Genomic DNA, 23,032 nt, shown 5'->3' on the forward strand with positions numbered 1-23,032 from the left:
CGTGCGGGCACATCGGGGGGCCGACCGGCCCATGCGTCGCCCGAGTGCCGGACGGAGCCTGGTGGACGAGGACCGCGGCGAAGCGCGACAGGAAGCTGGTGGGCGCCATGAAGGCACTCGTCTTCCGGGGCACGGGACGGATCGCCTGGCAGGACGCACCCGACCCGGTCATCGAGGATCCGGCCGACGCGATCGTGCGGGTGGACGCCGTCACCATCTGCGGTACCGACCTGCACATCCTGAAGGGGGACGTCCCGGAGGTGACGCCCGGGCGGGTGCTCGGACACGAGGCGGTCGGTACGGTGGTGGAGGCCGGGGGCGACGTCCGCACGGTCCGGCCGGGGGACCGTGTCCTGGTCTCCTGCATCACGGCCTGCGGAAGATGCCGGTTCTGCCGTGAGAGCCGCTACGGACAGTGCCGGGGCGGAGGCGGCTGGATCCTCGGCCACACCGTCGACGGCACCCAGGCCGAGTACGTCCGCGTCCCCTTCGCCGACCTGTCCGTCCACCCGCTCCCCGACTCGATCGACAGCTCCGACGCCGTCCTGCTCGCCGACATCTTCCCCACCTCCTACGAGGTGGGTGTCCTGAACGGCGCGGTGAGCCCCGCCGACACGGTGGTCGTCGTCGGCGCGGGCCCCATCGGTCTCGCCGCCGTCATCACGGCGGGCCTCTACAGTCCCGGCCGTATCGTCGCCGTCGACCTCGCGGAGTCCCGGCTGGCCGCCGCCCGATCCCTCGGCGCGGACACCACCGTGAACGCCGGGGAGGGTCCCGAACAGCTGGTCGCCGATCTGACCGATGGACTCGGCGCCGATGTCGTCATGGAGGCCGTCGGTGCCCCGGAGGCGTTCGAGATGTGCACGCGGATGGTCCGGCCCGGCGGCAGGGTCGCCAACATCGGGGTCCACGGAAGGCCCGCGGCCCTCCATCTCGAAGACCTGTGGATCAAGGACGTCACGATCACCACCGGGCTTGTGGACACCTCGTCCACGCCCATGCTGCTGCGCATGATGGCCGCGGGGCGGCTGCCGTCGGCAGAACTGATCACCCACCGGTTCGAGCTGGGGGAGATGGAGGAGGCGTACGACGTCTTCGGCCGCGCGTCTGAGACCGGCGCCATCAAGGTCGCGCTGGGCGGCCCGCAGCACACGGTCGTCAGCCTTCCCGACACGCCGACGGCCTGATGAACGGCAGAGGCCAGGGCACTCGGCCGCCGGAGGCCATCGTCCTCGACACCGACGGTGTTCTGCTCGATTCCGCCGTCGTGCACGCGGCGGCGTGGAAGACCGCCTTCGACGCCTGCCTCGACCGACTTGCGCCCGACAGCGGGACACAGCCCCCCTTCGACGCGGACGCCGAGTACCGCCGACTCGTCGACGGAAGGACCCGGTACGACGGCGCCGCGGCCTTCCTTACCGCCCGTGGCCTTGACCTCCCACCGGGAGAGCCCAACGACGCGCCCGGCTGCGGCACGGTCTGGGCCGTCGCGGCACACAAGGAACGGGCGTTCGTCGATCTGCTTCGTACGGAAGGCGTCACGGCCTTCGCCGACGTAGGGCCCGCCCTCACGGCCCTGCGCCAGGCGGATGTGCCGTGCGCTGCCGTCTCCGCCTCACGGCACGCCCGGGCACTGATCCGTGCCGCCGGGCTCACCGCTCTCCTCACGGTGATCGTGGACGGCGAGGACGCCGCCCGGCTCGGCCTCGCCGGCAAACCGGATCCCGCGCTGTTCCTGCGGGCGGCCGCCCTCCTGGGCAGCCGCCCCCAGGAGACCGCGGTCGCCGAGGACGCACTCGCCGGCGTCGAGGCAGCGCGTCGCGGCGGCTTCGGTCTCGTCGTCGGTGTCGACCGCACCCTGTTGCGGCGCACCACCGCCCTCCTGCGGGAGCAGGGTGCCGACCTGGTGGTACCCGATCTGACGACGCTGGTCCGGAGTGTGTGGGGTGATCACGGATGACCGGCGGCTGGACGTGGGCGTACGACAGGTACGAACCGGAACGCGAGCCGCTGGTCGAGGCGCTCTGCACTCTGGGCAACGGCCGGTTCGCCACCCGGGGCTCAGCTCCCGAGTGCACCGCCGGGGGTGCGCACTACCCGGGCACCTATCTGGCCGGCTGCTACGACCGGCTCACCTCGACCGTCGCCGGGCAGCAGGTCGAGAACGAGGATCTCGTCAACCTTCCGAACTGGACACTTCTGCGGTACCGATGCCTCCCGGACGACGGTCCGCCGGGCGACTGGCTCACCCCCGACGCCGGCGAACTGCGCCACTACGACGTGCACCTCGACCTTCGCGCGGGTGCGCTCACCCGTCGTCTGTTCTTCCAGGACGCCCGCGGGCGGGGCCTGCGCGTCAGCCACATCCGCATCGTCCACATGGGAGATTCCGGACTGGCGGCCCAGTGCACCCTGTTCCGCGCCTACGGTTGGAGCGGTTCCATCGAAGTGCAGTCCGTTCTCGACGGCACCGTCACCAACGCCGGAGTCGAGCGCTACCGGCACCTCGACGGGCGCCATCTCAGCGACCACCGGACCGGATTCAAGCCCGACGGCGTCGCCTGGATCTCCTGCCGTACCGTCGACCCGGGCATCCGGATCGCCATGGCCGTGCGCACGGTCACCCGCCCCGCTCGGCCCGCGCGGGAGGCAGCCACCTCGGCCGGCACCGTGCAGACGTACCACCTGCCAGTCGTTCCCCGCCGCTCGGCGATGGTCGTGAAGACCCTGGCGCTGCACACATCGACGGACTGGCCCGCCGCCGACCCGCTCACGGCAGCCACTGACCTGATCGCTCGTGCTCCGGCCTTCCCCCGGCTGCTCTCGGTTCACAAGGCGGCGTGGCAGCGCGTCTGGGAGCAGGGGGAGCTGCACGTGCCAGGGGAGGCGGGCCGCATCCTGCGCCTGCACGTGTTCCATCTGCTGCAGACGCTGTCCCCGCACACGGCGGATCTCGACGTGGGGGTGCCCGCGCGGGGACTGCACGGTGAGGCGTACCGGGGGCACGTCTTCTGGGACGAGCTCTTCGTCCTGCCCTACCTCGACCTCCACTTCCCGGAGGTGGCCCGGGCGCTGCTCATGTACCGGCACCGTCGACTGCCGGCCGCCCGTGCGGCCGCCCGCCTCGCCGGCCGGCAAGGGGCCATGTATCCGTGGCAGAGTGCGAGTTCGGGCCGGGAGGAGACCCAGGCCCTGCACCTCAACCCGCGCTCCGGGCGCTGGCTGCCCGACCATTCCCACCTCCAGCGCCATGTGGGCTCGGCCGTCGCGTACAACGTCTGGCGGTACGCGCAGTCCACCGGTGACCGCGGATTCCTCCACTCCGCCGGTGCGGAGATCCTCCTTGAGGTCGCCCGCTACTGGGCCGGAGCCGCCGTCTTCGACCCGGCCCTGCGGCGCTACCGGATCAGGGGAGTGGTGGGACCGGACGAGTACCACGACGGCTATCCCGATGCGACGGTCCCGGGCATCGACGACAACTCCTACACCAATGCGACCGCCGCATGGGTTCTCGCTCGCGGCCTCGACCTGCTCGGCGAACTGCCCGTGGCCCGGCGCTCGGAACTGGCACAGCAACTGTCGCTGGACGACGGTGAACTCGCCCGATGGGAGGACGTCTCCCGCCGCCTGTACATCCCGTTCCACCAGGGCGTGGTCAGCCAGTTCGAGGGGTACGGAGACCTGGCGGAACTCGACTGGGATCTCTGTCGGGCTCGTTACGGAGACATCCGCAGACTTGACCGGATCCTGGAGGCCGAGGGCGACACGGTCAACCGCTACCAGGCGTCGAAGCAGGCCGACACCCTCATGCTCGGCTACCTCTTCCGGCCCGAGGAGCTGTACGGCCTGTTCGGCAGGCTCGGCTACGCGCTGGACGACGAGATGTGGCGGGATACCGTTTCGTACTACCTGCGGCGCACCAGCCACGGCTCGACGCTCAGCAGTCTCGTCCACGGGTGGGTGCTGGCCCGGCAGAAGGGCGCCGACGCCTGGCGGTACTGCGAGGAGGCTTTGCTCGCCGACGTGGCCGACGTCCAGGGCGGAACGACCGGCGAGGGAATCCATCTCGGCGCGATGGCCGGCACGATCGACTTCGTCGAACGCGGGATCACCGGCCTGGAGGCGGGACCGGAAGGACTTCGGGTCGCTCCGGTGACCTTGGCCGAGATCCCGCGGTTCACCTTCACCTTGTGCGTCGGTCGCCATCGCGGGGTGCGGCTGCGCGTGCTTCCCGGGCGGCTGGCGGTTCGGGTTCCTGCCTCGCCCGAGGGCCCGCTCGCCGTCGCGTTCCCCGGCGGGCGGCGGGTGACCGTCGCACCCGGACAGGAACGCTGGTTCCGTCTGTGAGATGCGGCTCAGTCGAAGGTGAGCACCTCGGAGGCGGGCCGACGCGGCGTGGCCCGCCCCTGGGGGCCGTAGCCCAGACGGATCACCATGTGGACGAAGCTCGTCGTCGAAGCCGGATCCCTTATGGCGGAGCGGAGTTCGGACCACTCCAGGGGCTGTGACATGAGGGAGGTGGACAGACCGTCGAGGGTGGCCCGGAGCAGGACCCGGTGCAGCGCCTGACCGGCCGTCAGCCACTGCTGCGGATTGTCGTCGGCCGTGCCGAGGAGGGCGATCTGCGGCCGCTTCTCGAAGCGTGCCGAAGCGCGGTCCGGGACACGCCGGGGTGAGTCGAAGTCCCGGACCGGAGAGGTGACGTCGTACTGCCGCGGGCCGAAGGCGTACGCAGGGATGCCCTCGGTCTCGGAGCCCTCGCCGGGTGCACCCGTGCGCGTCCAGGCAGCGATCTCCGCGCGGACCGCCGCGTCAGCGGCCTCGAACCTTTCGGAGTCGTGGACGATCTCGAGGACGGAGTCGGTGTGCCAGTCGCCCGGCACGACCAGCCGGCAGCCTTCCAGGAGGGCCGCGGCCCGCAGACCGTCGATCACCTCGGAGGGGATCTGCTCCTCGGTGAAGGGGAAGCGGCTGGTGTGGCGCCGCGACAGGGCTGCGTGGAGCGCGACGAGACCGCGGTCGACGTCGTCCGCACCGTGGAGTTCCACGTCTGCGAAGTGCCAGTGGTCTTCGGGGCGGGGCAGCAGCCGGACGGCGGCGTGCCGGCCTCTGTGCGCGGCGGCGACTCGCAGGCCGAACAGGGCGGCGCCGCAACCGAGGTGGAGTGCGCGGTGGTCGGGGTCCTCCACCGGCAAGTCGCGCATCGGATCGCCGTGAAGCTCGATGATGCCCGCGTCCGTCCTGCACACGAACTTCCAGGGCTGTGCGTTGTGCATCGAGGGAGCCGTGACGGCGTCTTCGATGAGCGACGTCACGAGTGGTCGGGTCAGAGCGGTGGTAGACACGGTTCGTCCTGTCTCGGGTGGGTCACCAGATGTCGTGCGGTGTCCGGGTGGAGGATGCGAGGCGGGTGTCGTCTTCGTGGAAGGACAGTCGGTCCACGACGGCGACGACACCGTCGACCTCCTCGGCGAGTCCGACGAGCATCAGGGCCTGACTCCGCCGCCGGACGCGGCCCCCCAGCGTCACCACGCCGTCCAGGACGTGCACGTCCACTGCGTCCCCGGGCAGGTCCATGGCATCCGTGAGGACTTCCTCACGGATGCGGTGCCGTATCTCCGCGTCCGGACGGAGGTAGACACAGAGGAGATCGCGGCGGGTCACGATGCCGACCAGTCGTTCCTCCTCGTCGACCACGGGGAGGCGCTCGACTCCGCGGCGCACCATCAGCCGTGCCGCGTCCGCCACCGTCTCCTCGGCGTGCACCGTGACGGCCGGCCTGGTCATCAGGTCGCGCGCAGTCAGCTCGTCGCGGGCCAGGAGGTCGCTCTCGGAGACGACACCGACGACACGGTCGTCCTCGTCCACGACGGGGACCCCGCTGATGTCGTGCTCGGCGAGCAGCTTCGCCACCTCACGGAACGACGCCGCAGGGACGGCGGAGACCACGTCGTCGGTCATCAGACCGCCGACTTTCATGTGCTTCATCACCGCGCCTCCTGTCCGAGGGTTCGGCCGGTGTGCTGTCCCGTGTCACCACCCTCCGACGCACGCTTGGAGTCGGCGAGGGCCGAATGGTCCACCTTCAGGCCCGAACGGGCTCGTCGCTGCAGGCCCGCAGCGTGTCGCGCCCGGCTGGGACCTTTGGCCCCGTCATTGGCCCCAGCGGCCCTCAGGCCGCTCGGGGCCGGCTGCCAGGGTGGAAGGAGTCCCCGGACCGCGTGAGGAGGAGCGATGGACGGAACCACAGCCCGAGCCGACGGTCGTCACGGAACTCACCGATGTCGCCCGTGATCACGTACGCGTACCGTCCTCGGTCACGGACCGCGCCGGGGAGGAGTTCCCGGATCTCACCGTGCACGCCGAAGGACGGAACGGCCGCAGCGTGCCCGGGACTCTCGTGGGCGCATCGCGCCACGCAGACCTGCTGGTCGTCGGCGGTCGATGCTCGCCCGGATACCTCGGACCCACCCTCGGCCGGACCACGCTCACCCTGCCGCAGCACGCCCACTGCCCTGTGGAGCTCATCCCTCGACAAGGACCCGGACACGGGAGCACGTCATGACGCGCACCACGGATCGCCGCGACATCGTCGTCGGTGTCGACCCGGTCAAGAACTGGCACCTGGCCCTTGCCTGGGCCGTGGACGAGGCTCACCTGCGAGGCGTGGGAGTGCGCCTGGTGGTCGCGGTATCACCGCAGCACGACACACGACACGTCGACGACAACCCCCGTCACCTGGCACAGCGGCAGACCGGTGCGGAAGCTCTGCGTACGGCACTCGCCTGGGCGCACGCCCGGCAGCCGGGCGTCAAGGCCACGTCCTCTCTTCTCGACGGGTTCCCGGCAGGAGCCCTGGCCGGACTGTCGCACGAGGCAGGCATGATCGTTCTGGGCTCCCGGCACCTCAGCCGTACCGAGGAGTTCCTGAGCACCGGCTCCCTGGCCGTGCCGGTCACCGCGCAGGCGCACTGCCCGGTGGTCGTCGTGGGAGACGCGGAGCACGTCACGCAGGAGACCCCCTACCTCGTGGTCGGCATCGACGGCAGCGAGTCCTCACGAGCCGCCCTGGCCTGGGCGTTCGAGGAAGCGGACCTCCGACGCTGCGCACTGCGCGCCATCGCCGTCTGGCAGCCCCCGGTCTTCTCCCTGCACAGCGGTGACACGCTGTTCCATACCGAGCGCCGCCTGCTCTCGGAGACCACCGCGGGCTGGGCGGAGAAGTATCCCGACGTCCGACTCACCCACGAGGTTTCCATCGGTTCCCCCGTCGAGACGCTCGCGAGCGCCGCCGAGCACGCACTCGCCCTCGTCGTCGGCCGACGCGGCCGGGGCGGATACACCGGGATGCGCGTCGGCTCCGTCGTCCACGGGCTGCTCCACCGCGCCCACTGCCCGGTGATCACCATCCCCGTGGAATGAGCGGGCCATGACGAGGCCGGCAGCGGACCGGGCACTCCCGATGCGGGACACCACGGGGCTCACCGGGGCGGAGGCCGCCCGTCGGCTGGCCGACACCGGCCCCAACGAGGTCACCGCGAGAACGCCCGTACGCCTTCACCACAGGGTCCTGGCCCAACTGACCGACCCGCTGATCATGGTGCTCCTCGGGGCCGTCGCGCTGACCCTCGCGATCGGCGACTATCCCGACGCCGTCGTCATCGGGTTGGTCGTCCTCGTGAACACGACCGTCGGCGTGGTGCAGGAGATCCGGGCCGACAACGCCGTCGCCGCACTCTCGGCCCTCACCGCCCCGCACGCGCGCGTGCGGCGTGACGGCGCCGTGCGCGACGTCCCGGCGGCGGCGATCGTCCCGGGTGACGTCCTCGTGGTCGGTGAGGGCGACATCGTCGCCGCCGATGCCGAGCTCGCCGAGGCGTCCGCCGTTCTGGTCGACGAGTCCATGCTCACGGGGGAGTCCGTGCCCGTCGAGAAGGACGCCGGAGCGACCCTGAGCGCGGGCACGGTCGTCGTCCGTGGCCGGGGCGTCGCCATGGTCACGGCGACCGGGGTATCCAGCGCGCTCGGCCGCATAGCGGCCCTTCTCGACGAACGTCGCGCGCCGACCCCGCTGCAGCGACGACTCGCCGCCCTCGGGCGCGTCCTCGCGGCCGTGACGCTCGCCCTGTGCGTCCTGGTCTTCGCCCTCGGCCTGGTGCGGGGCCTCCCGCTGGGCACGATGGCGGTCACCGCCATCAGCCTGGCCGTGGCGGCGGTCCCCGAGTCTCTTCCCGCCGTCGTCACTCTGGCCCTGGCTCTCGGGGCCCGGCGCATGGTCGCCCGGCACGCCCTGGTGCGGCGGCTTCCCGCGGTGGAGACACTCGGCTCGGTGTCCGTCCTGGCCACCGACAAGACCGGCACGCTGACCGAGGGCCGCATGGTCGTCCAGCGCCTCTGGACACCGCGCGTGACCGCCGAGCTCTCGGGGGTGGGGTACGAACCCGAGGGCGAGGTCCTGGTCGCCGGGCGGCCGGCGGAAGCGGACGAGCTCGGAACCCTGACGGACCTCCTGACCACGACCGTCCTCTGCAACGACGCCACACTGCGCCCGCCGGACGACGAAGCGTCCGACGGCCGCTGGACGGCCCTGGGCGACCCCATGGAGGCCGCCCTGCTGGCGGCGGCCGCCAAGACGGGCTGCCCAGAGCCCGCAGAACTGTCGGTGACCCGCCCCCGGATCGGAGAAGCACCTTTCGACAGCCTCCGCAGACGCATGACCACCCTCCACAAGACCGATGGAGACGGTGTGCTGGTCTGTCTGAAGGGCGCCCCCGAAGCCGTCCTCGACCCTGCCGTCCTGCACGATTCTCCGGACGTGCTCGCGGCGGCCCACCATGAAGCCGCGCGCATGGCTGCCCATGGATACCGCGTACTCGCGGTGGCATCGGGCGTGCGTACCGACCTCCCGAGCCCGGTCACCGAGGCGGAGTCGGGGCTCGCGTTCCTCGGCCTCGTCGCGCTGAGCGACCCGCCCAAACCGCACGCCGCCGCGACCCTGGCCTCCTGCCGTGCGGCCGGCATCACGCCCGTCCTCATCACCGGGGACCATCCCGCGACGGCTCGGGCGGTGGCATCCCACGTCGCCCTCCTGGGAGACGGCGGCGACGAAGAAGGTCACGTCGTCACGGGGGCGGACGTGGCCGCGGGGCGAGTCGCCGACCTCACCTCGGTGCGGGTCTTCGCCCGCACCGACCCCCAGCAGAAGCTGGACATCGTGGAGGCGTGGCGCGCCAGGGGGGCGGTGACAGCCATGACGGGCGACGGGGTCAACGACGGCCCCGCGCTGCACCGGGCCGACATCGGGGTCGCCATGGGGGCCCGCGGCACGGAGGTGGCGCGGCAGGCGGCGGACCTCGTCCTCACGGACGACGAGCTGTCGACCGTCGTGGCGGCCGTCGAGGAGGGGCGGCGCGTCTACGACAACATCCGGCGCTTCCTCGTCTTCGGGATGGCCGGCGGCGCGGCAGAGATCCTCGTGATGCTCATCGGCCCGCTGCTCGGGCTGCCGCTGCCTCTTCGCGCCGGCCAGATCTTGTGGATCAACCTCCTGACACACGGCCTCACCGGCGTTGCGATGGGCGCCGAACCTGCGTCCCCGGGAGCCATGCACCGCCCGCCGCGTCCACCTGACCAGCACATTCTCGGCGGTGGGGCCTGGCAGCGGCTGCTCCTTCTCGCGGCCGTCGTCACGGCGGCCTCTCTGGGCGCGGGACTGGTCGCCCAGGCACTGGACCTTGCCTGGCAGAGCGTCCTCTTCCTGGCGCTGCTCGCCGCGCAGCTCGGCGTCGTGCTGGGTCTGCGCACGCGACTTCTGACCAGGGAGAACCCGTTCCTTCCGCTCTCCGTCCTCGCCTCCGCCCTGCTGGCGGCGGCAGCGCTGTACGTGCCCTTCCTGGGCTCGATCCTGGAGACCGACCCGCTCGGCTGGATGGGTGCCGGGATCGCTGTGGCGTGCGCGCCCGCCGGGTTCGTGGCGGCCCGTCTCGTACGGACCGCTTTCCATCCGGAGGTCCCGACAGGAACAGGCGGCGCATCCGGTCTACGGTGAGAGGGCGCGCTCAGGGTGTGGCCTGTGCGCTCGACGCAGCCGGAGGTCCGGATGGGGCGTGAGGGCCCGGAGCCCGCGGAGAACAGGCTTCCGCGGCTCAGACTCGACGAGCTGCTCGACGAGGTCCAGGTGCGTATCGACGAGGTGCGTGGCACCAGGGACCGGCTCAACGGACTGCTCGAAGCCGTCATGTCCGTGGGCCGCGAACTCGACCTGCCGCAGGTGCTGCGCGGCATCGTGGAAGCGGCGGTGACCCTCGTGGATGCCGAGTACGGAGCCCTGGGCGTCATCGGCGACGACAGCAGGCTCTCCGAATTCCTCCCCATCGGCATCGACGACGAGCTCCGCGAGCGGATCGGCGCACTGCCGTCCGGACACGGCCTTCTCGGTGAACTGATCCGCAACCCCGAGCCGCTGCGCCTCGCCGAACTGTCCGAGCACCCGGCCTCGTACGGATTCCCGCCGCACCACCCACCGATGCACTCCTTCCTCGGCGTACCCATCCGGGTCCGCGACGAGGTGTTCGGCAACCTCTACCTCACCGAGAAGCGCGGAGCGGCGGACTTCGATGCCGAGGACGAGGCCGTCGTGACGACCCTGGCCGTCGCCGCCGGCATCGCGATCGAGAACGCCCGCCTCTACGAGGAGGGCAGGCTCAGGCAGCGGTGGCTGGCCGCGAACTCCGACCTGACCAGCGCACTCCTGTCCGGCGCGGGGGAGACCCAGGTCCTCGACGGGATGCTGGAGCAGGCGGTGGACATCACGGACTCCGACATGGGGGTCTTCTACCTGGTGGGTACGGGCGGTGAGCTGCGGGGCTCGCTGGCCTGCGGCGAGGGGGCCGAAGCCCACCGAGGTGTCGTCCTTCCGAGCAGCGAAGGAACCCTGGTCGAGGCCGCCCTGGCGCAGAAGGGCCTGGTCACGGTCGTCGACGTCGAGAACGAGCCGCGCATCACGGTGCAGCCCGAACGGTGGAAGGGGTTCGGGCCGGCGGTGGCCGTCACGGTCGGCACCAAGGAGCGACTCACCGGGGTGCTGATCCTGGCGCGGCGCCACGGGCGACCCCTGTTCACGGTTGCCGAGGTCACCGCTCTTCCCGGATTCGCGGGGCAGGCGGCCCTGGCGCTCGAACTGGCCGACCGCCGTCGTGACGCCGAGCAGGTGAGCCTTCTGGAGGACCGTGACCGGATCGCCCGAGATCTGCACGACCTGGCGATTCAGCGCCTGTTCGCCACCGGGATGACACTGCAGAGCGCCCGCCGGTTCGTCGAGCACCCGGAGGCCGTCGACCGTCTGACCCGCGCGATCGACGACCTGGACGCCACCATCAAGATCATCCGATCGACCATCTTCGGTCTCCGGGAACACGACGCCCCCGGAGAACCGCAGAGACTCCGAAGTCGTGTCGTCAAAGCGGTCGACTCGGCCGCGTCGACGCTCGGATTCGCTCCGGCGCTGCGCATGGAGGGCCTGCTCGACACCGACGTACCAGCGGAAGCGGCCCAGGAGGTGCTCGCCGTTCTCGGGGAAGCGCTCACCAATGTGGCACGGCACGCCCGGGCCCGAAGGACGGAGGTGTCGGTCGTGGCCGACGAGGGCGTGCTGGCGGTGACGGTGAGCGACGACGGTGTCGGCATACCGCACGGCGGCAGCCGCAGCGGACTGCGGAACCTGTCCGAACGGGCCGAGCGGCTGGGCGGGACCCTGTCGGTCCGGGCGCGAGCGGAGCCGGGCAGCGGCACCGTCCTCGAGTGGCGCATCCCGCTTCCGGCGGAGCGGGAGTGAGCAGCCTACGTGGCGTCGGCGTCGTGCTCGTGGACCTGCGCGGCGATGACGGCCGCCTGTACGCGGCGCTCCACGCCGAGCTTGCCGAGCAGCCGTGAGATGTGGTTCTTGACGGTCTTCTCGGACAGATAGAGCCGCTTGGCGATCTGCCGGTTGGTGAGCCCTTCACCGATGAGGTCGAGCACCGACCTCTCTCTGTCGGACAACACCGCGAGCCGCTCGTCCTCCGGTGGCTTCGCCGCCTCGGGGTCGCGCAGCGAGTGCATCAGCCGGGCGGTGGTGGCCGGGTCGAGCATCGACTGCCCGGTGGCCACGGTCCGTACCGCCGCCACCAGATCCGACCCCTTGATCTGCTTCAGGACGTACCCGGACGCCCCCGCCATGATCGCGTCGAGCAGAGCGTCCTCGTCGTCGAACGACGTCAGCATCAGGCACGCCACCTCGGGCATCCGGGACCGCAGCTCCCGGCACACCGAGATTCCGTCCCCGTCAGGCAGGCGTACGTCGAGGACCGCAACGTCCGGCCGAAGCGCGGGGCCTCTGGCCAGAGCCTGCTCCGCCGTCGCCGCCTCGCCGACCACTTCCATGTCGGGCTCGTCGTCGATCAGGTCACGAAGGCCCCGGCGGACGACCTCGTGGTCGTCGACGAGGAGGACCCGCGTGGGTGTGGCGGTCGTCGGCATCTCGGACATGGTGATCCCTGCGGTCGGTGGGTTCGTACCCGCCCCCACAAGGATTGTCCGTCATACGGCGTCTTCCTGGGCACCGAGCTCCACCCGGACGTCGACGACTCCCTCCACCGCCCGCACGGCGCTGGCAAGCAGTGGCACCAGCGACCGGTCGGGGAGCCCTCCACGAAGGGTGGCCACGCCTTCCCGTACGGAGACCTCCAGCCCTGCCGGGGCTGCCGACTCGCCGAGGATGGAACGGCGGATCTCTTCCTCGATCTCGTCGTCGGTACGGAGGAACACCTTGAGCAGGTCGCTCCGGCTGACGACCCCCTCCAGCAGCCCGATGCCGTTGACCACCGGCAGCCGCTTCACCCGCCGGGTGGCCATGATCCGTGCCGCCTCGGCGAGCGTGGCGTCCGCGTGGACGGTCACGGCCGGGCTCGACATGAGCTCACCGGCCCGCAGGGCGCCGGCCTTGGCCGCCTCGGCGAATTCATCCGGGCGGGGCTCATCGAGCCGGAACTCCTCCTTCGCCAGAAGATCCGCCTCCGACACGACTCCGACGACACGTCCCTCTCCCTCGAGGACAGGAAGGGCACTCACCTTCCACTGGTCCAAGAGCGCGACGATCTCCTTGTAGGGCGCGTCACGGCCGATCGCGACGGCGGTGTGGGTCATGACGTCACTGACGGTGTAGCGCGAGGCAGGCATGACGTTCTCCGGGAGGTGGACGAGGGTCTACAGGCCGCTGCCGTGCGGGGCGTACAGATCGAGCAGTCGCACTCGGGCGGCGACGAGGCGACGAGCAAGTGTCTGCCCGACGAAATGCCCGAGGGCGGAGCCGAGAGCAGGGTCGGCGTCCATCATCATGCGCACGGTCAGTGCATCGAACTCGTACGCCCGCACACGCGTCATGGCCTCTGCACCGAAGTGCCAGCGATACGGGGCGAACAGCCACGACCATCCGAGCAGCTCACCCGCATTCACGGTGTCGATCACTGCCGGCGGTGTGCCAGGCACGGCGAAGTCCAAGGTGACCGTGCCCGTCCGAAGGATCCAGAAGCGTTGGGCGGGAGCGCCCTCCTCGAACATCCGGGTGCCTTCAGGGAGGTCCACCGGGCGGCCGCATGCCATGAGCCGGTCACGTTGGTCGGCGGACAGAGCTGCCGTGAGCCGAGGGGAAGCAAGAGAGCTCATCGCGTACCTCCTCATCGGTGTCCGCGTCCAGTTTCTGCTCCACTTCACGGGGAGAGGGAGGGCCGGATGGCCCCCTCTTCGTACCTCTCGGTCGTCCGCTGACCGGTTGGTCGGCATGGGCGAGAGGAGGCACCCGTGCCTGGGCCGCCGCCACGCCTGCGCGCGGGCACGGATTCCCCCATCACTGCGCCGGGGCGCGCTGATCCGAGGGCACGGCAGTCACGGTGGATCAGGCCGTACTGCATCACGCCAGGCCCTCTGGCTCAGCCTGCCGGGCGGGAGGTCGCCCGTTCGGTGAGCTGTGCCAGATCGGCGGTCGCCCCGGCGGAGCTCCGGCTCGCTGCCGGTCCTTTCGAAAGCGCGACGGCTTCGCGGAAGGCGGCGGCCTCCGCTGAGCGCGCGAGCGCCCTCGTGGTCGTGGGCGATGTCGCCAGGGGTCACGGGAAGTACAGCGAGGCCTTCTCCAGGACGTGGCCCGTGAACAGGCCGCCCACGACGACGCGGCCCCGGTACATCGTGGTCCGCGTGGCGGCCGGGGCGGTCTCGATCGTCAGGGGGCGGCTGATCAGCGTCGTGCCGAGGATCCGGGCGTCCTGGGCGGCCCACCGGGCCGCTTCGGGTCGGACGCGCGTGCTCACCAGGGCGGGGAGCACCATGGCCGCGTTGCGGGCGCCGGACATGCCGCTGCGCAGGCCCTTGGCGTAGCGCATGGCCCACGCGGTGAACTCGCCCAGGGTGGCGACATCGACCTCGGGGACGGCGGCGGCGAAGACGAAGAGCTCGACCTTCGTGCCGAACCAGCGGACCTTGCGGTCGGCGCGGCTGCCGGCGACCACCCGGCGGTCGTCCCAAGGGGACGAGGTCACCGTGCAGCCGTCGGCCGTCAGCCGTCCGTGGAGCGCTTCGAGGTACGCGGCCGCCGCGTCGGCGGTCGGTTCGGTCGCATGCGGGTTCATGCGTGAATCCTCCAACACCCTTGACCGGTAAGGGAAGAGGGGCACGGCCCGGCCACGAGAGCGCATCGTCCGGGCCTGCCGCCGGCGTCGTGGGCGGGCCGCGCTACCTTTGGCGGATGCAGCCACAGCCGCCGTACCCCCCTCCCGTTCCCGCACCTGCCCCGACGTCCCCCGGGCAGCCCGGCAGCCGCACCAAGGCCGTGCTGCTGTCCCTCGTGGGTGGCCTCGTGCTCGGCGCCGCGGCGATGGGTGCCGTATGGGCGCTGAGCGCCGACGGAGCTTCCGTCGACGGGACTTCGGCGGTGTCCGACGCGCGGGCCGCCTGCCGGGCGCTCGACGGATTCGACGAGGACCGGTACGTGGAGAAGGGGGCCGCGGGCGAGATCGCCGTCAACCGTTACGCGGCGGCCGGGACGCTCTCGGCCTCCGCCGCGGCGGGCGACGCGAAGTACAAGCCGCTCGCCCAGACCATCCGCCGCTCACAGGATCGCCACTCCCGGATGTTCGAGTTCGACGCCACGGCGAAGAAGGACCTGAACCAGGCCCGCACGATGTGCGAGAAGCTGTAGGGCTGAGTCCACGGCTCCACGGCCCCACGGCTTCACGGGTCCTCAACTCCTCAGGTGCGAAGCTCCGTTGAGGTCGAGGATCGTGCCCGAGGACCACTCCGCCGCGGGGGAGGCGAGCCACAGCACCGCCGCCGCGATCTCCTCGGCCGAGCCCACCCGGCCGAACGGGCTCTGCGCCCGGATCGCGTCGCCCTCGGGCCCCTCCACGCGCGGAGCGACCCGCTCCGTCGCGAAGAACCCGGGGGCGACCGAGGCGACGGCGATCCCGTGCGGGGCGAGCGAGACCGCGAGCGACTGGCCCAGGGCGTGCACGGCGGCCTTCGTCGCCCCGTACGCCGGGTGGTCCGGCTCGCCCCGGAAGGCGCCGCGGGAGCCGATGTTCACGATCCGGCCGCCCCCGCCCTGACCGATCATCCGGCGCGCCGCGAGATGGCTCAGATTGGCCGTGGCGAGCAGGTTCACGGCCACGTGCTGCTGCCAGACCGCCACCCACTCCTCGTACGGGGTCTCCGCGAGCGGGTGCCGGATGTTCACCGCCGCGTTGTTCACCAGCACGTCGATCCCGCCCAGTGCCTCCGCCGCCGCGTCCACCACGGCCACCGCCCCCGCCGGGTCCGCGAGGTCGCCCCCGACCAGGGCGTGACCGTCGCCGGCCAGGGAGGCGAGGGTCGAACGGGCCTCCTCCTCGCGCGAGCCGAAGTGGACGGCCACGCGGTCGCCGTTGGCCGCGAACGCCCGGGCCACCGCGCGGCCGAGCCCCCGTGACGCGCCGCTGACGAGCACGCGCCGACCGGATGCGGGTACGTTCATGGCAGGTGTCTCCCTGTGGTCGGAGCGAGTTCGGGGCAGGCGGGGGCAGGCGGGGGCAGGCGGGGGCAGGCGCTGTGCGGGTGATCCACACGCGGTGACGATACGTCCCCCTCCACCCGTCCGGCCGAACGGGTGGAGGCCCGCCCACGGCCGCGCTCCGATTGCGGACGCATGGGCATCGGGTTTGTGTGTGAACGAGGACCCTCCCCTTGCACATCAGGAGCTCGGCATGTCGATGGCGTTCGGTTCCCCCTTCGGTTCGTCCGACGACCCGTTCAGCGACCTGCTGAGCCGGTTCTTCGGGATGTCGCCCGCCTCGTCGCCCCCGGCCGTGCAGCGCGTACCGATCGGGCGGCTCCTCACGGAGTCGTCGCACGAGCTCCTCAACCTGGCCGCACGCAAGGCGGCCGAGGACGGCACCTCCGACCTCGACACGGAACACCTCCTGTGGGCCACCACCCAGGTCGACCCCTCACGGCGGCTCCTCGCCCGGGCCGGCGTGGACACCGAGGCGCTCGGCGCGGAGATCGAGGCGGTGCTGCCGCGGGAGGCGGCGGAACCGTCCGCCGAGCCCGGTCTCACCCCCGCAGCCAAGCGCACTCTCGCTCTCGCCCACGCCACGTCGCAGGCTTCCGGGGTCTCGTACATCGGCCCCGAGCACATCCTCAGCGCCCTCCTCAACGACGCCGACTCGGGCGCGGGGCGGTTCCTGCGTGCGGAGGACGTCGACGTGCGCAAGGTGCGCGGCGTCGCGGACCGGGCGGCCCGTGGGGACGGCTCACCCGCGAGCGGGGCCGGAGCAGGGGCAGGAGCCGGGGCCGGCAGGCAGGGCAAGGCGGGCGCGCAGGCGCAGCAGCCGGCCACGACCCTGGACGAGTTCGGCAGGGACCTGACGGAGGAGGCGAAGGCGGGCCGGCTCGACCCCGTCGTGGGCCGGGCCGAGGAGATCGAGCAGACCGTCGAGATCCTCTCGCGGCGGTCCAAGAACAACCCCGTGCTGATCGGCGAACCGGGCGTCGGCAAGACCGCCATCGTCGAGGGACTGGCCCAGCGCATCGTCGCGGGCGAGGTGCCCGACACCCTCAAGGACAAGCGGGTCGTCTCCCTCGACATGTCCGGCCTGGTCGCCGGCGCGCAGTACCGCGGCCAGTTCGAGGAGCGGCTGAAGAAGGTCATCGAGGAGGTACAGGAGGCGAGCGGCGAGGTCATCCTCTTCATCGACGAGCTGCACACCGTCGTCGGCGCCGGCGCGGGCGGCGAGAGCTCGATGGACGCGGGCAACATGCTCAAGCCCGCCCTCGCGCGCGGCGAACTCCACGTCGTCGGAGCGACGACGATCGACGAGTACCGCAAGTACGTCGAGAAGGACGCCGCCCTCGAACGCCGTTTCCAGCCCGTCCTCATCCCCGAGCCCACGGTCGAGGAGACGGTGCAGATCCTCGAAGGGCTGCGGGACGCCTACGAGGCCCACCACCAGGTGCGCTTCGCCGACGGCGCCCTGGCGGCGGCGGCGGAACTCTCCGACCGCTACATCAGCGACCGCTTCCTGCCCGACAAGGCGATCGACCTCATGGACCAGGCGGGCGCCCGGGTACGGCTGCGCAGCGCCGGCCGCTCGACCGAGGTCGTCAGCCTCGAGGACCGCCTCGCGAAGCTGCGGCGCGAGAAGGACCAGGCCGTCGCTGGCGAGGAGTTCGAGAAGGCCTCGGAGCTGAAGGCCCAGATGGCCGGGATCGAGGGCGAGCTCGCGGGCATCGAGGAGCGGCGCGAGGGTGTCGTCTCGGTCACCGCCTCCGACATCGCCGACATCGTCTCCCGCCGGACGGGCATCCCCGTCGCCCAACTCACCGCCAGCGAGAAGGAGAAGCTCCTCAAGCTGGAGGAGGAGATGCACGCCAGGATCGTCGGCCAGGACGAGGCGGTCACCGCCGTCTCCCAGGCCGTACGTCGCAACCGGGCGGGCATGGGCGACCCGAACCGCCCCGTCGGCTCGTTCCTCTTCCTCGGGCCCACCGGTGTCGGCAAGACCGAACTCGCCAAGACGCTCGCGGAGTTGCTCTTCGGTGACGAGGGCCGCATGATCCGCTTCGACATGAGCGAGTTCCAGGAGAAGCACACGGTCGCCCGGCTCGTCGGCGCCCCTCCCGGGTACGTCGGCTACGAGGAGGCCGGCCAGCTCACGGAGAAGGTCCGCCGACAGCCGTACAGCGTCGTCCTGTTCGACGAGGTGGAGAAGGGGCATCCCGACGTCTTCAACACACTGCTCCAGATCCTCGACGACGGCCGGCTCACCGACGGACAGGGCCGCACCGTCGACTTCCGGCACTGCGTCGTCATCATGACCTCCAACATCGGCGCCCAGCGCATCCTCGCCCACGAGGGCGACGCGGCCGAGTTGAAGGACGAGCTGATGAAGGACCTGCGGGGGAAGTTCCTGCCCGAGTTCCTCAACCGGATCGACGACATCATCGTCTTCCACAGCCTCACCGAGGGCGACCTGTCGGACATCCTCGAACACCTCCTCGACCGCAGCAAGCACCGCGTCCGCGCCCAGGGCATGACCCTGGAGGTCACCGACGCGGCCAAGAAGCTCCTCGTCGCGCACGGCTACCAACCGGCGTTCGGCGCCCGCCCCCTGCGCCGCACGATCCAGACCGAACTCGACAACCGCATCGCCTCCCTGCTGCTCGGCGGTGAGGCCGACCCGGGCGACACGATCGTCGCCGACATCGTGGACGACTCGCTCCACTGCCTGATCAGGAAGAGCGAGCCACAGGCGGAGGCCGCATAGAGGTGGCCGTGGACGAGGCCGACGGGAGGCCGTGTGGACGCCGTCGTCCCGGCGCGGCGAAATACTCGCTGGCGGGTCGTCGTCGCGCAGGCCTACGATCATTGCGATGACGACGAATCACTCCCTTCACAGATTGGGGGACCCGTCCGCGCAAGGTGAGTGCTGATGCTCACCTCGACAGCGAACGGGACCTCCCGCCTCTCCCTCTGGCTGCGCGTGCGCGAGTTCGCCGTGCCGCCCTCCATGATCGAGACCGCTTCCGCACGCCGCCTGCGCGGCGACTGGGCGGGGGCCTGTGCCGCCGCCAGGATCGACGTCGATCTCGATCTCCGCGCCCTGGAGCGCGTCTACGGCCGGGAACTCGCCCGCCGTGTCCGGGACGATCTGCGCCATCTGGCGCCCGACCTGCTGCGGTGGCACATGCCGCGGATCGCTCCGGACGGACTGCTGCGACCGGGGCTGACCGTCGCCCTTGCCCGGTACGGGCAGACCGGGCGCCCCGCACCGGACGGCGTCGGTCCGGACGGCGTCGGCCCGGTGCCACACCTGGTCGCGCGGACCCCGCCCGCCTGGGCGGACGCCGGGCAGCGGATCAGCCTCGCGTGGTGGGACGGCCACCGCACGGGCCCCGGAGCCGGAGCCGCCGCCCGGCACCCGCATCCCCGCCCCAGCCGGCTGTTCCGCTTCGATCTGCACCGCCATCTGTGGGACGCCCGCAGGGCCGAGGAACTCCGGGCCCGGTCGGGTGACGGCCGTGCACCCGCTTCGTCGCCCGGTCCGCTGGAAACTCCACCGGAGGCCGTGCCGGCCGGGCTCCGCTGCGCCCTCGACCGGTGGGCGGCCGAGGCGGAGCTCCTGAACCGCGCGGAGGGCCGATCCGCGGGCGGCCCCGTCGTCGTGCGGCTCGGCTCCGGGCGGCGGGTGCTCCTCGAACCACTCCCCGACGGGGGAGCGGCGGTCACCCCGGCGCCGCCGGAGAACCTCGCCGCCACCCTGCCGGTGCTGCCCGACGCGGCCACCTGGGTCCTGCCCGACCTCGAACTGCTCCGCGCCGGACTCGTCGGGCCCGACCGACTGCACCCACTCGTCGTCGCGGCGCTCGTACCGGACCATCGGCCGGCGGGCCCGGTCCGGCCCCCGGACGCGGCGGGGCAGCCCCGCCTCGTCGAGTGCCGTGGCGCCCGGCACCGGATCGCCCTGGTCGACGGCGTACTGACCCCGCTGGACCACGACCCGGCCGAGGTCCGACGGGAGGAACTCCTCGTCGCGCTGACCGGCACACCACTGCCGTGTCTGCGGGCGATCGACGAGGCGCACCGCCGGCCCGACTGCCTCACGGGCGTCCGCGAGCGCCTCGACCACGGGGACACCGCCGGTGCGCTGGCCGTCGTCGAGGGCCTCCTCGGCCCCGACGCATTGCTGCGCGGCGGCGCCCTGCGCGACGAACTGGAGGCCGCCGCTCACCGGCGGATCACGTACGGCCTGTACCGGGCGGGCCTGGCCGGTCCCGCACCCGACCGGCTCCTCCCGGGCACCCGCCGTCCCCGCGACCGGCGGTCGCACCCCCGCGACGTGACCCGCCGCTGACCGGCCGCCCGCCGACGCCCCCGTTCCCCTTCTCTTTCGCTTCCCTTCCGCCTCGCCGAATCGGCCCTCCCGAACCTCCAGGTGATCACCCATGCCGACAGACACCGCGTACGCCCCCGGCCCCGTCCCTGCCCCTGTGCACACCGACCAGCTCGACGTCGCCGGTGAGCTGCTGGCCCTGCTGCGCGACGCGCGCACCGAGCCCCGCCCCGACCCGCAGCTGGAGGCGCTCACCCTGGCCGTCGCCGCCGATCTGCCCGTACTGCTGTGGGGCGAACCGGGCATCGGCAAGACCGCGGCCCTGACCCATCTGGCCGCGTCCCTCGACCTGCCGCTCACCACGGTGATCGCCAGCGTCCACGAGCCTTCGGACTTCTCCGGACTGCCCGTGGTCGGCGACGATCCCGCGGAGCAGGGCATCCCGATGGCGCCGCCGGACTGGGCCGTGCGTCTCGTCCGGGCCGGGCGGGGGCTGCTGTTCCTCGACGAACTGTCCACCGCGACACCGGCCGTGCAGGCCGCCCTGCTGCGACTGGTGCTGGAACGGCGTGTGGGAACACTGCGGTTGCCGGCCGGCGTACGGATCGTGGCCGCCGCCAACCCGCGCGCCTCGGCGGCCGACGGCTGGGAGCTGAGTCCGCCGCTGGCCAACCGCTTCGTGCACCTCCGGTGGGCACACGACCATGACGTGGTGGTCCGCGGCCTCGGCGGGACCTGGCCGCGCGCCACCCTGCCGCGGCTCGACCCGGCGAAGCTGCCGGACGCCGTGGACTTCGCCCGCCGCGCCGTCTGCGGGCTCCTCGCCGCCCGCCCGGCCCTCGTCCACCGACTGCCGAGCGGAGAGACGCAGCGGGGCGGCGCCTGGCCGTCACCCCGGAGCTGGGAGATGACCCTCCACCTGATCGCCTTCGCGACCGCGGCGGGCTCCGCGCGCGACGTCCTGTCCCTGCTCGTCCGAGGCACCGTCGGAGACGGACCCGGCCTCGAACTCCTCGCCGCCCTGGACCGGATGGACCTGCCGGACCCCGAGACGCTGCTCGCCGACCCCGACCACGCCGACCTGCCCGAGCGGGGGGACCTGCGCCAGGCCGCGCTGGACGGAGTCGTCGCGGCGGTCCGCGCCCGTCCGGCCAAGTCCCGCTGGGACGCGGCCTGGGCGCTCCTGGTCCGGGCGATGGAGACGGGGGCGCCCGACCTGATCGTCGTGCCCGCCACGGACCTCGCCGCCCTGCGGGAGGAGGACTGGGACGTGCCCGCGGCGATCGAGCGGCTCGCCGGAGCGGTGTCCCTTTCCCGCCGGGCGGACCGCGCGGCGGCCCGGGTCGCGGTCGCGGAGGAGGCGGCCCGATGACCCCGCGTACACCGGGCGCCTCGCCTGCCTCCCACGCGACGGTGACACTCGACCGCGAGAAACTCTTCGCCGCCCGGCTGCACGCCGTCCGTGCCCGGCCCTATCTGGCGACGGCCCTCTTCGCCCTCCACGCCGTGGAGTCACGGCAGGTGCCCACGATGGCCGTCGACCGGTACTGGCGGTGCTACGTCTCCCCGGGCTTCGTCGACCGGATGCCGGTGGAAGAGCTGGCCGGCGTGTGGGTGCACGAGGTGTCGCACCTGCTCCGCGACCACCACGGCCGCGGCGACCGGGTCGCGCGCCAGCGCGGACTGACCGGCCCGGGCGAGCGGCTGCGGATCAACATCGCCGCGGACTGCGAGATCAACGACGACGTGTTCGGCGACGGCCTGGCCCGGCCCGAGGGCGCCGTCGACCCCCGGTCCCTGGGGCTCCCGGAAGGGGAGCTCATGGAGGACTACCTGCGTCAGTTCCGGCTCGGCGCACACCTGGAGAGAGCAGCCTGGCTGGACTGCGGCAGCGGCGCCGACGGCCTGGAGCGCCCCTGGGACCTGGGGCCGGACGGCGCCCACGGCCTCAGCCCACAGGAACAGGACGCCGTACGGTTCCGGGTGGCCCAGGGCATCACAGGACGGCCCGGGGACGCGCCCCGGGGCTGGCGGCGCTGGGCGGAGGAGGCCTTCCACACCCCCCAGCGGTGGCGGGAGCTGCTCGGAGCGGCGGTGCGCTCGGCGGCCACCGGCTCGGGAGCGGGCGAGGACCACACGTACGGACGGCCCTCGCGGCGCTCGGCGGCGGTGCCCGGAGCCGTCCTGCCCAGCCTGCGGCGCAGACCGCCCCGGGTCTCCGTGGTCATCGACACCTCCGGCTCGGTGAGCGACGCCGAACTGGGCAGCGCGCTCCTCGAAGTCGCCTCGATCTCCCGGGCCGTGGGCGGCCGGCGCGACCTGGTGACCGTGGTGCCGTGCGACGCGGCCGCCCGGATCGCGCACCCCTTGTGCCGCGCCGAGGGCATCCCGCTGATCGGCGGCGGGGGTACGGACCTGCGGACCGGTTTCGCCACGGCGCTCGCCGCGCGGCCCCGGCCGGACGTGGTCGTGGTGCTCACCGACGGCCAGACGCCGTGGCCGGAGAGACGGCCGCCGTGCCGGACGGTGGTGGGAGTGTTCTCCCGCGGGCGCCGACGCCGCACCTGGGACGAGGGCGACCCCGACTACGTACCGGACTCGCCGCCGGACTGGGCCCGCGTGGTGGACATCGGCTAGGT

18 protein-coding genes are annotated in these 23,032 nt (G+C 72.2%); 11 read left to right on the forward strand and 7 right to left on the reverse strand.

The window, feature by feature from the left end; genetic code table 11:
* Positions 1-107 precede the first annotated feature (107 nt).
* Genes DEJ46_RS36350 through DEJ46_RS36360 form a run of 3 tightly spaced genes read left to right on the forward strand, consistent with a single transcriptional unit; the run spans position 108 to position 4,347 of the window.
* A complete protein-coding gene (locus DEJ46_RS36350; protein ID WP_150273271.1) occupies positions 108-1,187 on the forward strand; it encodes a zinc-dependent alcohol dehydrogenase family protein in 1,080 nt (359 codons plus the stop codon).
* Positions 1,187-1,960 carry an HAD family hydrolase gene (locus tag DEJ46_RS36355; RefSeq protein WP_150273272.1) on the forward strand — a complete coding sequence of 258 codons (774 nt, stop codon included), beginning with the start codon at positions 1,187-1,189 and terminating at the stop codon, positions 1,958-1,960. Before DEJ46_RS36350 ends, DEJ46_RS36355 begins: the two co-directional genes overlap by 1 nt.
* The gene (locus DEJ46_RS36360) at positions 1,957-4,347 is read left to right on the forward strand and encodes a glycoside hydrolase family 65 protein (RefSeq protein ID WP_150273273.1); all 2,391 of its coding nucleotides are present in this window, start codon (positions 1,957-1,959) and stop codon (positions 4,345-4,347) included. The genes DEJ46_RS36355 and DEJ46_RS36360 overlap by 4 nt, the downstream gene beginning before the upstream one ends.
* Before the next feature lie 8 nt (positions 4,348-4,355).
* Here DEJ46_RS36360 and DEJ46_RS36365 read toward each other — a convergent pair whose 3' ends face one another.
* Both DEJ46_RS36365 and DEJ46_RS36370 read right to left on the reverse strand, forming a co-directional pair.
* The gene (locus tag DEJ46_RS36365) at positions 4,356-5,345 is read right to left on the reverse strand and encodes an Acg family FMN-binding oxidoreductase (RefSeq protein WP_150273275.1); all 990 of its coding nucleotides are present in this window, start codon (positions 5,343-5,345) and stop codon (positions 4,356-4,358) included.
* Positions 5,346-5,367: 22 nt separating this feature from the next.
* The gene (locus DEJ46_RS36370; protein ID WP_150273276.1) at positions 5,368-5,988 is read right to left on the reverse strand and encodes a CBS domain-containing protein; all 621 of its coding nucleotides are present in this window, start codon (positions 5,986-5,988) and stop codon (positions 5,368-5,370) included.
* Between the two features lie 573 nt (positions 5,989-6,561).
* Between DEJ46_RS36370 and DEJ46_RS36375 the strand changes: the two genes are divergently transcribed.
* From DEJ46_RS36375 to DEJ46_RS36385, 3 genes are read left to right on the forward strand one after another with little or no spacing between them, the layout of a single operon-like run.
* Positions 6,562-7,422: a universal stress protein gene (locus tag DEJ46_RS36375; RefSeq protein WP_150273277.1), complete on the forward strand. Its 861-nt coding sequence runs from the start codon at positions 6,562-6,564 to the stop codon at positions 7,420-7,422.
* 7 nt (positions 7,423-7,429) lie between these two features.
* The gene (locus DEJ46_RS36380; RefSeq protein WP_223835360.1) at positions 7,430-10,048 is read left to right on the forward strand and encodes a cation-translocating P-type ATPase; all 2,619 of its coding nucleotides are present in this window, start codon (positions 7,430-7,432) and stop codon (positions 10,046-10,048) included.
* 51 nt (positions 10,049-10,099) lie between these two features.
* A complete protein-coding gene (locus DEJ46_RS36385; RefSeq protein ID WP_150275086.1) occupies positions 10,100-11,833 on the forward strand; it encodes a GAF domain-containing sensor histidine kinase in 1,734 nt (577 codons plus the stop codon).
* Positions 11,834-11,838: 5 nt separating this feature from the next.
* On the opposite strand, the gene DEJ46_RS36390 is transcribed toward DEJ46_RS36385, so the two are convergent.
* From DEJ46_RS36390 to DEJ46_RS36405, 4 genes are all read right to left on the reverse strand, one after another.
* Positions 11,839-12,525 carry a response regulator gene (locus DEJ46_RS36390; RefSeq protein WP_150273278.1) on the reverse strand — a complete coding sequence of 229 codons (687 nt, stop codon included), beginning with the start codon at positions 12,523-12,525 and terminating at the stop codon, positions 11,839-11,841.
* Positions 12,526-12,576: 51 nt separating this feature from the next.
* Positions 12,577-13,215, reverse strand: a complete 639-nt coding sequence (locus tag DEJ46_RS36395) for a CBS domain-containing protein (protein ID WP_150273279.1) — start codon at positions 13,213-13,215, stop codon at positions 12,577-12,579.
* Between the two features lie 27 nt (positions 13,216-13,242).
* Positions 13,243-13,701 carry a Crp/Fnr family transcriptional regulator gene (locus tag DEJ46_RS36400; protein WP_150273281.1) on the reverse strand — a complete coding sequence of 153 codons (459 nt, stop codon included), beginning with the start codon at positions 13,699-13,701 and terminating at the stop codon, positions 13,243-13,245.
* Between the two features lie 437 nt (positions 13,702-14,138).
* Positions 14,139-14,657, reverse strand: coding sequence for a hypothetical protein (locus DEJ46_RS36405; RefSeq protein ID WP_150273282.1), 519 nt, complete (start codon positions 14,655-14,657; stop codon positions 14,139-14,141).
* A 116-nt stretch (positions 14,658-14,773) separates the two neighbouring features.
* On the opposite strand from DEJ46_RS36405, the gene DEJ46_RS36410 reads away from it, so the two are divergent.
* Complete coding sequence (locus tag DEJ46_RS36410; protein WP_150273283.1) at positions 14,774-15,226, forward strand: hypothetical protein; 453 nt, start codon at positions 14,774-14,776, stop codon at positions 15,224-15,226.
* 42 nt (positions 15,227-15,268) lie between these two features.
* On the opposite strand, the gene DEJ46_RS36415 is transcribed toward DEJ46_RS36410, so the two are convergent.
* Entirely contained in the window at positions 15,269-16,036 is a 768-nt protein-coding gene (locus DEJ46_RS36415) for an SDR family NAD(P)-dependent oxidoreductase (protein WP_150273284.1), read from the reverse strand.
* 229 nt (positions 16,037-16,265) lie between these two features.
* On the opposite strand from DEJ46_RS36415, the gene DEJ46_RS36420 reads away from it, so the two are divergent.
* The 4 genes from DEJ46_RS36420 to DEJ46_RS36435 all read left to right on the forward strand — a co-directional run bounded on the left by DEJ46_RS36420 (position 16,266) and on the right by DEJ46_RS36435 (position 23,030).
* Positions 16,266-18,827 (forward strand): ATP-dependent Clp protease ATP-binding subunit, encoded by a 2,562-nt coding sequence (locus DEJ46_RS36420; protein WP_150273286.1) that lies wholly within the window; start codon positions 16,266-16,268, stop codon positions 18,825-18,827.
* Between the two features lie 165 nt (positions 18,828-18,992).
* Positions 18,993-20,414: a hypothetical protein gene (locus DEJ46_RS36425; protein ID WP_150273287.1), complete on the forward strand. Its 1,422-nt coding sequence runs from the start codon at positions 18,993-18,995 to the stop codon at positions 20,412-20,414.
* A 91-nt stretch (positions 20,415-20,505) separates the two neighbouring features.
* A complete protein-coding gene (locus tag DEJ46_RS36430; protein WP_150273288.1) occupies positions 20,506-21,765 on the forward strand; it encodes an AAA family ATPase in 1,260 nt (419 codons plus the stop codon).
* Positions 21,762-23,030, forward strand: coding sequence for a DUF2201 family putative metallopeptidase (locus tag DEJ46_RS36435; RefSeq protein ID WP_150273289.1), 1,269 nt, complete (start codon positions 21,762-21,764; stop codon positions 23,028-23,030). The genes DEJ46_RS36430 and DEJ46_RS36435 overlap by 4 nt, the downstream gene beginning before the upstream one ends.
* Positions 23,031-23,032 lie beyond the last annotated feature (2 nt).

It is taken from the genome of Streptomyces venezuelae (assembly GCF_008642375.1).
Taxonomy (GTDB): domain Bacteria; phylum Actinomycetota; class Actinomycetes; order Streptomycetales; family Streptomycetaceae; genus Streptomyces; species Streptomyces venezuelae_G.

Coding starts and splice junctions, on each gene's coding strand:
- DEJ46_RS36350 (WP_150273271.1), top strand. CDS start 108: ATGAAGGCACTCGTCTTCCGGGGCACGGGACGGATCGCCTGGCAGGAC.
- DEJ46_RS36355 (WP_150273272.1), top strand. CDS start 1,187: ATGAACGGCAGAGGCCAGGGCACTCGGCCGCCGGAGGCCATCGTCCTC.
- DEJ46_RS36360 (WP_150273273.1), top strand. CDS start 1,957: ATGACCGGCGGCTGGACGTGGGCGTACGACAGGTACGAACCGGAACGC.
- DEJ46_RS36370 (WP_150273276.1), bottom strand. CDS start 5,988: ATGAAGCACATGAAAGTCGGCGGTCTGATGACCGACGACGTGGTCTCC.
- DEJ46_RS36375 (WP_150273277.1), top strand. CDS start 6,562: ATGACGCGCACCACGGATCGCCGCGACATCGTCGTCGGTGTCGACCCG.
- DEJ46_RS36380 (WP_223835360.1), top strand. CDS start 7,430: ATGACGAGGCCGGCAGCGGACCGGGCACTCCCGATGCGGGACACCACG.
- DEJ46_RS36385 (WP_150275086.1), top strand. CDS start 10,100: ATGGGGCGTGAGGGCCCGGAGCCCGCGGAGAACAGGCTTCCGCGGCTC.
- DEJ46_RS36390 (WP_150273278.1), bottom strand. CDS start 12,525: ATGTCCGAGATGCCGACGACCGCCACACCCACGCGGGTCCTCCTCGTC.
- DEJ46_RS36395 (WP_150273279.1), bottom strand. CDS start 13,215: ATGCCTGCCTCGCGCTACACCGTCAGTGACGTCATGACCCACACCGCC.
- DEJ46_RS36400 (WP_150273281.1), bottom strand. CDS start 13,701: ATGAGCTCTCTTGCTTCCCCTCGGCTCACGGCAGCTCTGTCCGCCGAC.
- DEJ46_RS36405 (WP_150273282.1), bottom strand. CDS start 14,657: ATGAACCCGCATGCGACCGAACCGACCGCCGACGCGGCGGCCGCGTAC.
- DEJ46_RS36410 (WP_150273283.1), top strand. CDS start 14,774: ATGCAGCCACAGCCGCCGTACCCCCCTCCCGTTCCCGCACCTGCCCCG.
- DEJ46_RS36415 (WP_150273284.1), bottom strand. CDS start 16,036: ATGAACGTACCCGCATCCGGTCGGCGCGTGCTCGTCAGCGGCGCGTCA.
- DEJ46_RS36420 (WP_150273286.1), top strand. CDS start 16,266: ATGTCGATGGCGTTCGGTTCCCCCTTCGGTTCGTCCGACGACCCGTTC.
- DEJ46_RS36425 (WP_150273287.1), top strand. CDS start 18,993: ATGCTCACCTCGACAGCGAACGGGACCTCCCGCCTCTCCCTCTGGCTG.
- DEJ46_RS36430 (WP_150273288.1), top strand. CDS start 20,506: ATGCCGACAGACACCGCGTACGCCCCCGGCCCCGTCCCTGCCCCTGTG.
- DEJ46_RS36435 (WP_150273289.1), top strand. CDS start 21,762: ATGACCCCGCGTACACCGGGCGCCTCGCCTGCCTCCCACGCGACGGTG.